The sequence below is a fragment of the Halorientalis regularis genome (genome assembly GCF_023698535.1).
GTDB lineage: Archaea > Halobacteriota > Halobacteria > Halobacteriales > Haloarculaceae > Halorientalis > Halorientalis regularis.
In genome coordinates this window covers 231,388-245,031 of sequence record NZ_JALJCL010000006.1, presented here as the reverse complement: position 1 = coordinate 245,031, position 13,644 = coordinate 231,388, and the positions used below count along the sequence as shown (strand labels likewise).

Annotated in this window: 16 protein-coding genes and 1 pseudogene; 10 read left to right on the top strand and 7 right to left on the bottom strand. The window is 64.9% G+C overall.

Going from position 1 to position 13,644, the window contains the following annotated elements; genetic code table 11:
- A pseudogene (locus MU521_RS10070) lies at positions 1 to 71 on the bottom strand (IS6 family transposase); the annotation flags it as partial.
- A 134-nt stretch (positions 72 to 205) separates the two neighbouring features.
- Between MU521_RS10070 and MU521_RS10065 the strand changes: the two are divergent.
- Entirely contained in the window at positions 206 to 1,378 is a 1,173-nt protein-coding gene (locus tag MU521_RS10065; RefSeq protein ID WP_175452853.1) for a sensor histidine kinase, read from the top strand.
- Here MU521_RS10065 and MU521_RS10060 read toward each other — a convergent pair.
- Entirely contained in the window at positions 1,375 to 2,382 is a 1,008-nt protein-coding gene (locus MU521_RS10060; protein WP_092692007.1) for a hypothetical protein, read from the bottom strand. The genes MU521_RS10065 and MU521_RS10060 overlap by 4 nt on opposite strands.
- A 166-nt stretch (positions 2,383 to 2,548) precedes the next feature.
- Complete coding sequence (locus MU521_RS10055) at positions 2,549 to 2,743, bottom strand: cold-shock protein (RefSeq protein WP_092692004.1); 195 nt, start codon at positions 2,741 to 2,743, stop codon at positions 2,549 to 2,551.
- A 259-nt stretch (positions 2,744 to 3,002) separates the two neighbouring features.
- On the opposite strand from MU521_RS10055, the gene MU521_RS10050 reads away from it, so the two are divergent.
- From MU521_RS10050 to MU521_RS10015, 8 genes are all read left to right on the top strand, one after another.
- Positions 3,003 to 4,067, top strand: coding sequence for an amidohydrolase family protein (locus MU521_RS10050; RefSeq protein ID WP_092692001.1), 1,065 nt, complete (start codon positions 3,003 to 3,005; stop codon positions 4,065 to 4,067).
- Positions 4,064 to 4,423: a metal-sulfur cluster assembly factor gene (locus MU521_RS10045; protein ID WP_092691999.1), complete on the top strand. Its 360-nt coding sequence runs from the start codon at positions 4,064 to 4,066 to the stop codon at positions 4,421 to 4,423. The genes MU521_RS10050 and MU521_RS10045 overlap by 4 nt, the downstream gene beginning before the upstream one ends.
- A gap of 65 nt (positions 4,424 to 4,488) precedes the next feature.
- Entirely contained in the window at positions 4,489 to 5,178 is a 690-nt protein-coding gene (locus MU521_RS10040; protein ID WP_092691996.1) for a hypothetical protein, read from the top strand.
- A gap of 55 nt (positions 5,179 to 5,233) precedes the next feature.
- A complete protein-coding gene (locus tag MU521_RS10035; protein WP_092691993.1) occupies positions 5,234 to 5,518 on the top strand; it encodes a translation initiation factor eIF-1A in 285 nt (94 codons plus the stop codon).
- Positions 5,519 to 5,635: 117 nt separating this feature from the next.
- On the top strand, positions 5,636 to 6,259 hold the full coding sequence (locus MU521_RS10030; RefSeq protein ID WP_092691991.1) for a class I SAM-dependent methyltransferase: 624 nt from the start codon (positions 5,636 to 5,638) through the stop codon (positions 6,257 to 6,259).
- Between the two features lie 175 nt (positions 6,260 to 6,434).
- On the top strand, positions 6,435 to 6,710 hold the full coding sequence (locus tag MU521_RS10025) for a DUF7967 family protein (protein ID WP_245681173.1): 276 nt from the start codon (positions 6,435 to 6,437) through the stop codon (positions 6,708 to 6,710).
- A 128-nt stretch (positions 6,711 to 6,838) separates the two neighbouring features.
- Complete coding sequence (locus MU521_RS10020; protein ID WP_092692046.1) at positions 6,839 to 7,840, top strand: DUF7972 family membrane protein; 1,002 nt, start codon at positions 6,839 to 6,841, stop codon at positions 7,838 to 7,840.
- A gap of 516 nt (positions 7,841 to 8,356) precedes the next feature.
- A complete protein-coding gene (locus MU521_RS10015) occupies positions 8,357 to 9,067 on the top strand; it encodes a ferredoxin--NADP reductase (RefSeq protein WP_092691989.1) in 711 nt (236 codons plus the stop codon).
- A gap of 109 nt (positions 9,068 to 9,176) precedes the next feature.
- On the opposite strand, the gene MU521_RS10010 is transcribed toward MU521_RS10015, so the two are convergent.
- The 3 genes from MU521_RS10010 to MU521_RS10000 form a co-directional block, all read right to left on the bottom strand.
- Complete coding sequence (locus MU521_RS10010) at positions 9,177 to 9,833, bottom strand: hypothetical protein (protein WP_139171107.1); 657 nt, start codon at positions 9,831 to 9,833, stop codon at positions 9,177 to 9,179.
- Positions 9,834 to 10,684: 851 nt separating this feature from the next.
- Positions 10,685 to 11,719, bottom strand: coding sequence for a deoxyhypusine synthase (locus tag MU521_RS10005; RefSeq protein WP_092691984.1), 1,035 nt, complete (start codon positions 11,717 to 11,719; stop codon positions 10,685 to 10,687).
- A gap of 144 nt (positions 11,720 to 11,863) precedes the next feature.
- Positions 11,864 to 11,947, bottom strand: a complete 84-nt coding sequence (locus tag MU521_RS10000) for a GTPase (protein WP_092691982.1) — start codon at positions 11,945 to 11,947, stop codon at positions 11,864 to 11,866.
- 191 nt (positions 11,948 to 12,138) lie between these two features.
- Here MU521_RS10000 and MU521_RS09995 point away from each other — a divergent pair, with 191 nt between their 5' ends.
- Positions 12,139 to 12,561: a CBS domain-containing protein gene (locus MU521_RS09995; RefSeq protein ID WP_092691979.1), complete on the top strand. Its 423-nt coding sequence runs from the start codon at positions 12,139 to 12,141 to the stop codon at positions 12,559 to 12,561.
- Positions 12,562 to 12,772: 211 nt separating this feature from the next.
- Here the strand turns inward: MU521_RS09995 and MU521_RS09990 are convergent, their stop codons facing one another.
- Positions 12,773 to 13,540, bottom strand: coding sequence for a Nif3-like dinuclear metal center hexameric protein (locus MU521_RS09990; RefSeq protein WP_092691977.1), 768 nt, complete (start codon positions 13,538 to 13,540; stop codon positions 12,773 to 12,775).
- Between the last annotated feature and the right edge of the window lie 104 nt (positions 13,541 to 13,644).

The following is a 13,644-nucleotide window of genomic DNA, read 5'->3' as shown; positions in this document are numbered from 1 at the left end:
GTGCGCTCGTTCTCCCAAACGTCTTGACTGTCCTCTTCCAACGTCTCGCTGAGGAGGTCTGCGAGTTGCATAGGCACTTCTCGCTACAGCCTCCTCGCTTCTCAAACTCACTCAACTAGACAGTGCCGAGTAGTATATCTTATACGTGATGATACACTGACTTTCCCGTGTGGTCGTCGCGGATCGGTCTGGGGACAACGGGGAGATGTCCGACTCCGAGTCGGGTGCCGTCAGCCGCGTGACCGGCGCCGTTCGGGAGCGCGTCGAGCGGGTCGTAACGTCGACGCCGCGGGGCGGCCCCGCGGTCGTCGGTGGTATCGGCATCGCGCTGTTTCTGATCACCCTGCTCAACTTCTTCCGGGAACTCCGGCAGTTCGGGTTCGGCTGGCCACAGGTCGCGGCGGTCCTGCTGGGTGCGTGGCTGTCGGCCATGATCGTTTACGGTGCGATCTACCTCCAGGGGACGCCGTACACGCCCCGGCAGCGCTGGCAGGTCGCGGCCGCTTCGCTGGCCGGCATCGGCTTCGTCTACCTCGTGATGTACTTCACCGTCTTCGTGCGTCCTTCGGTCGGCCTGCGCCTCGGCGGGCCGACGCTCCAGTTGCTCGCCAGCGCCCACGCCGGCGCGGTCGCCGGCTACCTGATCGGCCTCCTCTACGTCAAGGCCCGACGGGACGCCCAGCAGGCCCGACAGGTCGGGCAACAACTGGAGTTCATGCACTCGATCCTCCGGCACGACGTGCTCAACAGCATGACCGTCGTTCGGGCGCGCGCCGAGCATCTCGATCAGCAACTCGACGGGCGCCACCAGGAGTCCCTGGACGCCATCCGCAATCAGACCGAGAGCGTCATCAACCTCTCACAGCGGGCGCGTGCGACCGTCAACGCGCTGGCGGCGAACGCCGACGTGACGCCCGAACCCGTCGATCTCTCGGCGGTGCTTCGCGAGGAGATCGCGACCGTCCGGTCGACCTACGACGCCCTCTCCGTGACCGCCGACGTGCCCGACGACGTGGTGGTCCAGGCCGACGACATGCTGCCCGCGGTCTTCGGCAATCTCCTCTCGAACGCCGTCCAGCACAACGACGCCGACGACCGACGGATCCACATCGCCGTCCGGGCCGGTGCCGAGTCGGTCGTGGTCCGCGTCCGCGACAACGGGCCGGGCGTCCCCGACGAGGAGAAAGAGGCGGTGTTCGAGCAGGGGTACAGCTCCACTGGCGGCGGGTTCGGCCTCTTTTTCGTCCGCACGATGATCGACCACTACGGCGGGTCGATCCACATCGAAGACAACCAGCCCCGGGGCTCCGTCTTCGTGGTCTCGCTCCCGCGGGCCGAACAGGACCGGACGAGCCCGTTCGCCGGCGTCGGCGTCTAGAGTTCCGTGTGGGTCGGGTAGCCCACCTCGGCCGTCGGGATCGCCTGCTCGGCGACCACGACGCCGTCACCGCGCCGGACCCGTGGCGACCCGTCGAACTGGGACTCGGTGAACGACTCGACCGCGCCCACCGACGCTGTCTCGGGGTCGAACACCGACGCGTACCGGAGCGTCGTCGTCTCCCCACCGTAGGTGTAGGCCCGCCCGTAGGCTCGCAGGCCCGCCACGTCTTCGTCCGGCCGGAGGATGCCACCGACGGCCTCACCGCCACCGAGCGCGTCGAGCAACGCGGCGAACGTGTCGTTCTCGTCGGCGTACGTCCGCGTGTCGCCCTGGATTGCCGACCGCACCACCGCCGCGCCGTTGGTGACGTTGGCGGCGGCCACCTGCGTCGCGTCGCCGATGGCGTAGGCCCCGGCGTTCTCGGCGGCGACGACGGTGTACCCGTCGACGGTACCGCTCTCGGTGAGGTTCGGGTTCGCCGTCACCGCGTCGATGCGGGTCGCCGGTTCGACCCCACCGTCGAAGACGAAGAGGTACGGCGCGCCCTGTGGTCCCGCCTTGATATACAGGCTCTCGGTCAGGTCCACGCCCGCCTGTCCCTCGCTGGTCGCCGGATCGAAGATGCTCTGGTCCCCCTGTGGTGTCCCGAGCGTGTCCTTGTACGCCAGAATGGCCGGCACGTCGATGGCCGTCACGTAGTACGGACCCGTCCGGGGTTCGGGAATGCGCGAGATGAACGCCGGGATCGACTGGGCCGGGACCCACCGCGCGAGATCGGTCCCCACGCCGCCGACGCCAGGTTCGAGTGGTAGTTCGCTCGTGGTTTCCGTCGCGTCTGTCGCCGTCTCCCCGGCCGCGTCCGGCGTCGACGCGTCGTCGGTCCGTGTCGTCGAAGCGTCGCCGGTCCGCTGTCCGCTCGACGCCGTCGGTGCCCCCTGACATCCCGCCAGTAGCGCCGACGCCCCCGCGATACCCCCGAGCAGTGCCCGTCTCGTCTGCATACATCGATACGATAGTTTTCACAGGTATATACTTTGGTTCGAAGCTGGCCGAAGTCGGAGTCGGGGGCAGGCTGGTTGGTCGAGAACCGTGGCCGTCGCTCGAACTGAGGCGTCGAAAGAAATTGGAAAAACGATGTGTCGCCGTGTGGCGACAGTACGAAACGAGTTACGTCCGAACGACGTTCGACGCGCGCGGGCCCTTCTCGGCCTGCTCGATGTCGAACTTGATCTCGGTCCCCTCGGTGAGGTCCTCGCCGCCAACGTCCTCCATGTGGAAGAAAACGTCCTCGTCCGCGTCTTCTGTGTCAATAAAGCCGTAACCGCCTGTGTCGTTGAAGAAATCAACCTTACCGTTTGCCATTGCAACCAAACGAACGCCGGGTACACGGTTAAGGGTTCCGCATCTGTTCTCTAAATCGACTATTTTCTATACGAATGGAGCTACAATAACCATTGAGATGGACATATATGCATGCGCAGTCGGTTCTGCCGCGAGTGGTGTCCGATCCGTCACATCGACCGGGAAATTCGGGTGGATCGACAGTTCCCACCCGCCCGTTATAGTAGCCCTCAGGCTTCACGGGGAGGGCTTAACCGGAATAGCCGTGTTACCTTTGGGCATGACATCCCTGGACGACGTGTTCGTCGCCGACGCGGTCTCACACGCGTACAACCTGCACCCGTCGAACTACGCCATCGAGCGGTACGCCCAGCCCGTGGTCGACCTGATGACCGGCCAGGAGAAGGCGATGCCGGAGGGCTACCAGCGGACCGAGGAGTCGTTCCTGACAGACTGGGACCCCCAGGTCACCGCGAACATGCTCTTTCGCGAGAGCCAGGTGGACTTCACCGTCTTTCACCCCCAGTCGATCACCATCTTCGAGGACGGCCTGACCGCCCTAGAGAAAGGCGAGCGGTTCGTCGACGAGCATCCCGACCGGAGCGCCCCGCTCGCCAGCGTCGACATCATCGGCATGGACGACCCCGGTGACGAACTCGAACGGCAGGTCGAGCGGTTCGGGGCCCACGGCGTGAAGGTCTACCCCTCCTACTGGAGCGACGACGGCCACCACGGGTTCCAGATGGACGACCCAGAGCAGGCGTTCCCGCTCTGGGAGCGGGCCGCAGACCTCGGGCTGGACGTGATCGCGGTCCACAAGGCCGTCCCGTTCGGGAACGTCCCGCTCGACCCCTACCGCGTCGAGGACGTGACGGAGGCCGCCGAGAGCTTCCCGGACCTCAACTTCGAGATCGTCCACGGCGGGTTCATCCTCGCCGAGGAGACTGGCTACCGGATCGCCGAACACGACAACGTCTACGTCAACCTCGAGATCACCGCGGCCGACGCCGCCACCCGCCCCGAGGCCTTCGTCGAGACCATGGAGAACCTGCTGTGGGCTGGGGGGAAGGCGGCCACCGACAAGATCATGTGGGGCTGTGGGACGCCCCAGTACCACCCGCGACTCCTGCTGGAATCGTTCTGGAACCTCGACTTCCCGGAGATGGACTCCCGCGACGGCAAGTTCACCATCACCGAGGCGGACAAGCGCAAGATGGTCGGCGCGAACCTCGCGGAGGCCCACGGGTTCGACGTGGACGAACTGCAGGCGTCGATTGGCGACGACGAGTACATCGGTGACCTCGAAGAGCCCTACTCGACGACGCCGTTCGAGGTGGTGGCGTGACGACCGAGGCCCGCGTCCGCGAGGCGCTTCGTGAGATCGTCGACCCCTGTACCGCCGCGACCGGCTCGAACCTCGACGTGGTCGAGATGGGCCTGGTCGAGGCCGTGGCGGTGGCCGAGGGCGAGGTTCGCGTCGACTTCCGGCTCACGACACCGGCCTGCCACATGGTCCCCTACTTCATCGAGGAGATCGAATCCCGGGTCGCACCCATCGAGGGCGTCGAGTCGGTCACCGTCGATACGGACGACGGGATGCAGTGGACGCCGGACATGATGACCGACACGGCCCGCGAGAAGCGACGGTCGACGCTGGACAGGTACGACGCCCACTACGGCGAGGAGGCCTCGGCGGAGTGACGTGGACGACACTCGGCAGCATCTCCGCGAGATAGTCTTATCTCGGCTCGCGCTCTCCGGGAGGCATGGACGAATCGAGCGAGCCACGATTCACGCGGCGTCGCGCGCTGATCGGGCTCGCCGTCGGGGCAGTGGCCGGGTGTACGAGCGCCGACACTGCCGACGGGGGCGCGGCTGGCGGAACCCCGACGAGCGACGGGTCCGGAGAGGACCTGCCGGGCGGCACCGACGGGATCGACGCCGGCACGAGCCTCGCCGGGAGTTGCGGGAGCGTCTTTGGCGACACCGACGAGCGCAACACCGGGCCAGTCGCGGTGGCCACCTTCGCCGACCCGATGGGCGGGACCGTCGATCACGCGGACGAGAGCGAGTCGGGGACGGTTCTCAGTGTGGGCTATCCGGGGCCGGATGCCGACGGGTACCACTCCCTGCTGACGGTGGCCCAGCGCAGGCCCTCCGGCGGCGACGCGGCCCGGCGCGCGCGCTATCTGGAGGTGGATCGCTACGTGGACGGCGGAACCGTCCGCTACGACGGGAGCGAGCGCACGGTGGCGGTCCTCCGGTACGACGCCGGTGAGATCAGGCTGTTCGGCGTCGCCGGCCCGGACGGGGCCTCCGAACTCGAAGCGAAAGCCCCCGTCTCGGGTGGCGACCCGTGCCCCGAGGCGTACACAGACGTCACAGAGCGGGTGAGTCGCTCGTTCCGGCCGGCGTCGCCTCTGAGAGACCGGTTCCGTCCCGCGAACCGGCCGTGACACACGCTATCGCACCTTTCGGACCACTTTAATGTGTCCGGCTCGTACTTAAACTGTGAGTGAAGAAACAGGGCGACGGGATCTCCGCATGCCCAACGACGACGAGCTGTTCGCGGTCGTGACAGAACACAACGGTGGGAACCACGTCCGCGTGCAGTGTGAAGACGGCGAAAACCGGATGGGCCGAATCCCCGGCCGCATGAAATACCGGACCTGGATCAACGAGGGCGACGTGGTCCTCGTCGAACCCTGGGACTGGCAGGACGAGAAGGCCAACATCGAGTGGCGGTACGACAGCCAGGACGCCGATCAGCTCCGCGCTGAAGGCCACATCCAGTAGATTTCTACCATCCCGTATCTGGACGCGCACCGCCGAGAGTCATCTGTCGCGGTCGCTCGCGCCCCGGCCGGCTCGTGACTCCGACGAGGCTATACGTGTGCGCCGTCGTTGCTACGTGTGGATTCTCACGAGGTTCGCCGACAGTGGGCAGACCGCTCGGGCGAGTACTCCCCGGAGTACTACGCCTACTACGGCCCGGACGAGACCAGCGAGACGATTCGGGCCATCTTCGAGGCCCACCTCGACCGCGACGCCCGCGTGCTGGAACTGGGCTGTAGTTCCGGCCGACACCTCGCACACCTGTACGACCACGGGTTCGAGAACCTCGCAGGCATCGAGATCAACGCCGAGGCCTTCGAGACGATGGACGACGCCTATCCCGACCTCGCGGCCGAGGGCACCTTCTACTGTGACGCCATCGAGGACGTGCTCACGGAGTTTCCGGACGACCGCTTCGACGCCATCTTTTCCGTCGAGACGCTCCAGCACATCCACCCGGACGCCGACTGGGTGTTCGCCGAACTCGCCCGGATCACCAGTTCGCTCCTCGTCACCGTCGAGAACGAGGGCGACGAGGGCGACGACGCCGACGTGAACTACGTCCACGACGACTTCCCGCTGTACTATCGGGACTGGCATCGCGTGTTCACCGAACTGGGGTTCGAGCAGGTCGACGCCCAAGCGGGTGACCGCGACACGATTCGCGTGTTCCGCGCGCCCGACGCACCCACTGGTCACTGACCAACCGTCCCCCTTCGGCTCGTTTTCACCCGCTGGGACCCCTCGTCGGCGTACAAGCCCCTCAGTCGCGGAGCAACAGGTACGAGCACCGACGACGCGACCGAGGCTGACGGATCACCGAACAGGTCTGGATGGTCGAACGGACGTTCTCGGCGGACTCACCCACATCCTCGTCGTGATCTACGCGACGCCGGACGGCGCGCGGTACCTCCAGAAAGCGCGTGCGTTCGACCGTTTCGGGTCCACACCGGGCCCAGAGGTGACAGCGGCGATCACCGTCCCAGCCGACCGGCTAGAACCCGTCGACGACCCCGAGGAGCGGGACCGCTACGCGTCGGAAGCCGTATGGCCGACCGGCACGACCCCGACGAGGCGGTCTGATCGAGCGTCCGAGCTCGCTGGCCCCGAGCGATACGTCTCGCCGTCCGCTGGCAGGAACGTCGTCGTGTGAACGCGCAGCCGACGGGTCGATCTCCGCTCGCAGTCGCTCGGTGGGGCACGTCTTTGAAGCCGTGTCTCGAAACGTCACAGAACGCGTGTTTCGATCCAGCAAACCACCATCGAATCGTGGGGGAAGCCATGAGTGAGGGCGTGACGACAGCGAGTTCGGTCCGGAACGTCGACGGCGTCACGGAACGAGCCATGCACTGGCTCGTCCTCGGCGGGAACCGAATCGCGGTCGCGGGCGTTCTCGTCGGGGTCATCGTGGCCGTCTTTTTCCTGCTGACTCGGTTCGGTGTTCTGGCTATCGGGCCGGGTAGCGCCGCGGCGTCGGCCTTCGCGAGCGGGCTCATCTCCGGCACGGTGACGCTCGTGACGATTGCGTTGTCCATCAACCAGCTCGTCCTGTCCCGCGTGTTCGGGTCCCCGAACGAACTGTCCGACCAACTGGGCGGCACGCGCGATCTCCGCCGAACCGTCCGGGATCACGCCGGCGAACCGGCCGTCCCGAACGACCCGGCGGAGTTTCTGAACCTGGTCGCGGAGACACTCACCGAGCGGGCGAACCACCTCGGATCGGCTGTCGACGACGCCGATGGCGACCGCTCGCATGCAGTCACGGACTACGCCGAGGGGATCGCCGCCTACGGGGAGAGCATCGCCGAACGGATCGAGAGCCAGACGGCCATCGTGAACGTTCTGGCGGTCGTTCTGGGCACCGAATACGCCCAGAACATGACCGCGACCGAACACTTCCGGAACGAGTACGGCGACCGTCTCTCCGACGACGCCAGCGCAGAACTGGCCGCCATCGACGACCTGCTGGGGGCTATCGCCATCACGCGCCAGTTCTTCAAGACGCTCTCGCTGCAGCAGGACTTCGCCCGGCTCTCCCGCGTGGTCGCCTACAGCGGCCTCGTGGCTCTCGTCGCCAGCATCGCGATGGCGCTCGTCTACCGCCCCGACTCCGTCACCGTCCCGGCGCAGTATCTCCCGCTCGTGTTCAGCCTGGGCATCGGCGTCATCGTCACTCCCCTCGCCGTGTTCATCGCGTACGTGTTCCGCGCCGCCACTATCGCCCGCCAGACCGCCTCCGTCGGGCCGTTCGTCCCGCCCGAAGAACGATCCGAGAGTGGATGACGGCACCCGTCTTTGACCGCGTGGACGAACTGCGGCTCCGACTCTGTACGAACGTCGCCGCGTACGCCATAACTGCTGGTACCAGGAAAGGAGCCTCGGCACTCACGACTCACAATCAATCCATAGCGGATGTACCTAAGGCAGCTATAGACGCCGCTCAGTCCATTATCTGTTCACTCTCGATTACCACTCCTCGGGTGGTCGTCCCTACATGGAAGCTCGGACAGGCCGTACGGCTTCTCGATACTACTGACCAGCCGTGCTGTTTATGCCTGTGCCTCCCTACCACACGTATATAAACAAAAATCAATACTTCAGCGTTGCCCGATTCCGGCACCAACCCCCCTTGTCGAACCGCTTTGCTCGGTTCCCACTGGAATACATCGCGGACACTGGCAAAACACCGTTTGACAAAATTAATACATTACCGACATACCGTGTTTCGACACGGCCGAACTGCCCCGGCGTCGCCGAGCAGAGCACGCTTGTCGGCACTACGCAGCGCTCTCGTTCACCATGACACACGAAGCAACAGTCGTTGACACGTATCAGATCACGCCCCGAGTGAAAGGATTCCGTCTGCGAGTACCCGGTCACGAGTTCGAGTACGACCCGGGACAGCACACGACAGTCCGGTTCGAGTCGGGCAACGAAGAAATCATCCGGCCGTACACACCGACGAATCTACCCGGTAGCGAGGAGTTGGCGCTGACAATTAAGCGCTACGACGACGGACTAGCGTCTTCGTACATGCACCAGAAGCGACCGGGAGACACGGTCGAGATTGGCCCAATAGAGGGTGCGTTATCGCTCGCCGACACGAGCCGGGACGTCGCTTTCCTCGCGTCCGGCACGGGCCTCACACCGATGATGGCGATGCTCCGGCAGTATCTACGCGAGGGCACTGGCCACGCGCACATCCTCCTCGGCGAGAAGCGAGAGGAGACCATCATTCACCGAGAGACGCTCAACGAACTGGCGGCGAACAATCGCAATCTCAACCTGACCTTCGTGCTCTCGGACCCCAACTGGGAATGGACCGGGCGAATCGGATACGCACAGGAACACCTCGATGACCTGTTCGACGAGTTCACCGAGCGGGACTTCTATGTGTGTGGGGTCCCGCCGATGGTTGTCCAGGCGAAAGAGCGACTAGCCGAGCTTGGAGCGCCCGACGAGCGAATTCACAGCGAAGGCTGGGAAGACAGCGTCGTCGCAGACGACTAACGAGGAGTGACGATATTCGGTCAGTGCAAGGACCGTTCGCAGCTGGTTCACTCGATTTGAGCGTCCCCGGTTCGGCTCTTGGTGCGGTATCCCGGTATGCCCGGCCCGACTATCCTCCGAGACGGCTCTCGGACAGCCGCAGACAGCCGAGTCGGTCCATCGTGCCGTGCGCTACGAGTTCACGGAGTAGACCAAGATCTGCGCTCGCGTACGCTTTCAGGCAGTGAGCGAGTTGTGCCGAATCGACCGATCCGTCCTCGGGACCGAGATACCACTCGACGAGCGTCGCATAGTCACCGTCGGCCATCCGTGGGTCGGATACGCTCGAGAGCGGCATGGTATCCATCTCGCCGCGCCAGTCTGTCCGGTCGATCCCGATGTCGTAGTCGCTGAGTAGAATCGGATCGACCTCGATGCCAAGTTGACGAGCCGCTTCGACAACCGTGTCAGCCTCTGATCTGACCGGGACGCTCTCCGGGGTTGCGTGGAAACACCCGTTCAGCACCCGCTCTGCTCCGGTCCCGACGACACCGCCCCCCGATGCTTGCGCGAGACGTTGATAGAGCATTTCGAGCGGAAAGCGGTCGTATCCACGCGTCACAAGCGTTGCTCCTTCTGCCTCGGAAAGGTCTTCGACGACGTGCTCGAGCAGGAGCTGTTCGTCTCGCGTGTCGCGTTCCTCGCGATGATATACCGTCGCATCACTGGACCGGTCACAGTATGCGAAACAAACGGCGGCGATTTCGTACGTCTCCGGGTCTTCCACCCGGACATTCCCCGTTTCATCCGTCGACCGGGGCTGTACTGTCACGGCGATACGTTCGTCACTTGCCCCCAGCTGGACCAGCCACGGGGTGTCATGTTCAGCCAGTGGCGGGTGTGTCTGGGGCTCCGGTGCCTGGATACGTTCTATTCCGTCGCTCTCGGATTGAAATAGGAGGTGAGCTCCGAGTGACCCCGACTGGACGACTCGGCTGAACCGGTACCATTCGCCCGGCTCTAACGACGATTCGGTAGTCGATGGCTCCTGGACCGCTACCCGTAGCTCCGTCCCCTCGATATCGGTGCAGTGGAGCATACACGCGGGTTCCGCTGGGTCGTCCGCGACGTGGTCAACCCGGAGCGGAACCGCTGAACCACCCTCGGCCGTGATCTCTCTCGAGGCTGTCATCTGTTCGAGAGAGTACGGCCTGTACCTACAAAAACCACGAGCCGTCTCCGTGGAGCGTCGATCAGAGCTCGTCGACCTCTGCTGCAACTGATCGTTCCCGTTTGTAGAATCTGCACTCCTCGCCGGACGCGTTCTGTCTCTATGCGGATCCGTGTGGCGATTCCGATAGATTCGTACGGGCCGTCACCTCACATCTCGTCTAACCGCTCAACGCGCACTCTGTTGGACCTGAACTGACGACCCGCCTCTCTCAGCACGCGGCAGACGCGATTCCCCCACGTCCATTCAGTTCCTCTCGTGAATACACGGACGGAAACGTGGCCTCGGCACTCATAGGGTTCGTCACGGCCGGGTCGTCAGGCCGGCTCGGAACCGCTACTTCGTCATCGGCCGAGTGGGTGTAGACGGGCGGCCCTCAAGACTCACGCGGTGTCGAACGTTCTCGTTTAGTCGGCGATCCGTTCGCGGGCGGCGGCGACCAGCAGGGGAAGCGTGATGGTCGCGTCGGCGTAGACCGAGACGTTGCGGGCCGCGGTTTCGAGTTTCCCCCACGACCGGGCCTCCTCGAGGGTCGCGCCCGAGAGGCCGCCGGTCTGGGGCGGGTCCATCGTCAACTGGACCGCCAGGTCGTAGGCGCCGGGCGCGACGAGCATCGTCTGGAGGACGTAGTTCTTCGGGACGCCGCCGCCGACGACCAGCGCGCCCGTCCGGTCGGCGTCGAAGGCCTGGTCGGTCAACGTGTCCATGTCCGCCAGCGCGTCCAGCGAGAAGTCGGAGGTCTGGTTGTACATCCAAGCCTGCAGGCCCAGGACCGAGTCCTGCACGGCCGGACAGTAGATCGGCACGTCGTTCTCGAAGGCGGCCGCGGCGATGCCAGGGTCCTCGTCGATCCCCTCACGTTCGTTGACCGCGGCGTTGGCCTCGCCGAGTTTCTCGGTCAACCGCTGGATGCTCACGGTGCCCGCCTCGGCCAGCGGCGGGAACACTTCCTCCCGGAGGTGGGACTCGAACAGCGCGAAGTGTTCCTGGGGGAGGTAGACGTTGTAGATGCGGTCGACGCCTTCCTCGCGCAACTGTTCGTCGTGCTCGCGTTCCTGCTCTTCCTCGGGGACAGTCCCGTGATGGTGTTTCCCGCCGATCCCTTCGATGGTGTCGTGTGTCAGGTTCGCCCCTGTCGTCACCAGCGCGTCGACGTGGCCGTCACGGATCAGGTCCGAGACGATCCGTCGCATCCCGCTGGGTACCATCGCGCCCGCCAGCCCCATCACGACCGTCACGTCGTCGGCGAGCATCTCGGCGTAGATGTCGACGGCCTCGTGCATGTCGGCCGCGCCGACGCCCGCCTCGCCGTACTCGGCGGCGAGTTCGCCCACCGTCATGCCCGCCCGCGCCTCGGCGTGGCCGATGGGGTCGTGCTCGAAGGCCTCGCGTGGTGGCTGTTCGTGTCCCGTGTCGTCGCCCGCGCTCCCGTCGTCGCTCATTGGAACCCAGTGGCCGCCGAACGCGTTAAAAGTCCGCGGTCCCGGCCCGCTCCCTGCTCGTCCGCGCCCTAATTCCTCGTGACGACTTCCAGCACGTCGTTCATCGTCGCCGTCGCAGGATTCGCAGCGCGATCCTGCGGCCCGTCAGAGCGAAGCTCTGACGACCGCGTTGAAAAACGTCGACTTCCCCACGGAGGGCTTGCCGACGAGACCGATCCGATAACTCATTGCCCTCCATAGCGCGGAGCCGCGCTAAATGGTTTTGAATCAGATGTGTTCTACGTGAGAATCACTCGCAGTCGAAATCCCAGGTATCTGATCGGTTTTCTCGGCCGTGCTGAACGCAGGGCGTATAGTCAGTAGGCAGAAACAAGACCTCTCGCCACGTGAACTAAGTAGCGTACTCGGAAAGAGTGCGTATGCTCGTCGAAGATATCATGACGACTGCTCTCGTCACGTGTCCGGTCGAGGCGTCGCTTCAGGGTGGCGTTGAGCGGATGCTCCGGAATCGCGCCGGCAGCGTGATCGTCAACGACGCGGATACGCCAGTGGGAATCGTCACGGAGACCGACTCCCTGTACGCGGGGTATGTAACCGAACGCCCCTTCACAGACATCCCTCTCCGAGAGGTGATGAGTAGCCCGCTGCAAACGATCTCACCGAGGAAGACGCTTCGACGAGCCACCGAGCGCATGCACGAAGCAGACATCAAGAAACTCGTCGTGGTCGAAGACATGGACCTCGTTGGGATCATCACCACACGAGATATCGTCGACGCGTATCCGGACCTCAAAGCTGAAATCCACGATCTCGAACAAAACAGGCCGGACTCTCTCCTCTAATGACCGCGATGCTACCGCTCCTGACGGTGACAGCATCGGCCATCTCGGCAGCAACCGTAGCGGCGCTTGATCGGTCACACCGCTTCTGACAGGAACGCGGTAGGTCGAGGGCGCGTTCGCAAGACCGAAGACGGTCTACAGCAGACCCCGCGGTGAGATGTAGACACTGTCTGGCCGTGGTTGGGCCCGTTTTTCGCCCCTCTGACGCACCCTATAGCCCCGTCGGGTGATCCACGAACGTGGTCTCCAGGCCCCACGACTCGGCCAGGTCGGCGAGGCTCTGCACGCCGAAGGTCTCTGTGGCGTAGTGCCCACCCAGCACGACGGTGATCCCGGCCTCGCGGGCCTCGTGGTATGCCTGCTGTTTGCCCTCGCCCGTGAGCAGGGCATCCGCACCTACCGCTTCGGCCTCGTCGAGCCAGTCGACGCCGCTCCCGGTGACGATAGCCACGTCCTCGATCACGTCGGGGCCGAAATCCAGCACCTGCACGCCCTGTCCACCGTGATCGAGGTCCGCGCTCAACATGTCCTGCAGTTCCTCGGCGGTGAACCCATCCGGTGCGGTCCCGCGCTGACCGACGTACTCCGACCCCATCTCGCCGAACGGTTCGCGGTTCTCCAGCCCGAGCAGGTCGGCCACGCCGGCGGCGTTGCCCAGGTCCTGGTGGCCGTCCAGCGGGAGGTGGGAGACGTACAGCGGCAGGTCGTACTCGTAGTGGGGTTCGAGGCGGTCGTGGAGCCGCCCGGTCACTCGCTCGACGCTGCCGAAGACGTAGCCGTGGTGGGTCACGAGGATGTCAGCGCCCGCCTCGACGGCCGCCTCGGCGGTCGCCGCCGCGGCGTCGACGGCGACGGCGACGTGGTTGATCTCGCCGTCCCCCGAGCCGACCTGCAACCCGTTCGGACTTGCGTCGAGGTCGGCGTACGCGTCGGTCCGCAACTCCTCGTCCAGTCGCGCGCAGAATTCGGCACGGTCCATGGCCCCCCTTCTCGCCCCCGGGTGGTAGTGGTTGCGCTGTTCCCGATACACCGACCGAGAACTGACCGGGGTCGAGGGTTCTGCTGCATCCAAAACACGGTCCA

Excerpts from the sequence above, each read along its gene's own strand:
- MU521_RS10065 (WP_175452853.1), top strand. The coding sequence starts at position 206 with ATGTCCGACTCCGAGTCGGGTGCCGTCAGCCGCGTGACCGGCGCCGTT.
- MU521_RS10060 (WP_092692007.1), bottom strand. The coding sequence starts at position 2,382 with ATGCAGACGAGACGGGCACTGCTCGGGGGTATCGCGGGGGCGTCGGCG.
- MU521_RS10055 (WP_092692004.1), bottom strand. The coding sequence starts at position 2,743 with ATGGCAAACGGTAAGGTTGATTTCTTCAACGACACAGGCGGTTACGGC.
- MU521_RS10050 (WP_092692001.1), top strand. The coding sequence starts at position 3,003 with ATGACATCCCTGGACGACGTGTTCGTCGCCGACGCGGTCTCACACGCG.
- MU521_RS10040 (WP_092691996.1), top strand. The coding sequence starts at position 4,489 with ATGGACGAATCGAGCGAGCCACGATTCACGCGGCGTCGCGCGCTGATC.
- MU521_RS10020 (WP_092692046.1), top strand. The coding sequence starts at position 6,839 with ATGAGTGAGGGCGTGACGACAGCGAGTTCGGTCCGGAACGTCGACGGC.
- MU521_RS10015 (WP_092691989.1), top strand. The coding sequence starts at position 8,357 with ATGACACACGAAGCAACAGTCGTTGACACGTATCAGATCACGCCCCGA.
- MU521_RS10005 (WP_092691984.1), bottom strand. The coding sequence starts at position 11,719 with ATGAGCGACGACGGGAGCGCGGGCGACGACACGGGACACGAACAGCCA.
- MU521_RS10000 (WP_092691982.1), bottom strand. The coding sequence starts at position 11,947 with ATGAGTTATCGGATCGGTCTCGTCGGCAAGCCCTCCGTGGGGAAGTCG.
- MU521_RS09995 (WP_092691979.1), top strand. The coding sequence starts at position 12,139 with ATGCTCGTCGAAGATATCATGACGACTGCTCTCGTCACGTGTCCGGTC.
- MU521_RS09990 (WP_092691977.1), bottom strand. The coding sequence starts at position 13,540 with ATGGACCGTGCCGAATTCTGCGCGCGACTGGACGAGGAGTTGCGGACC.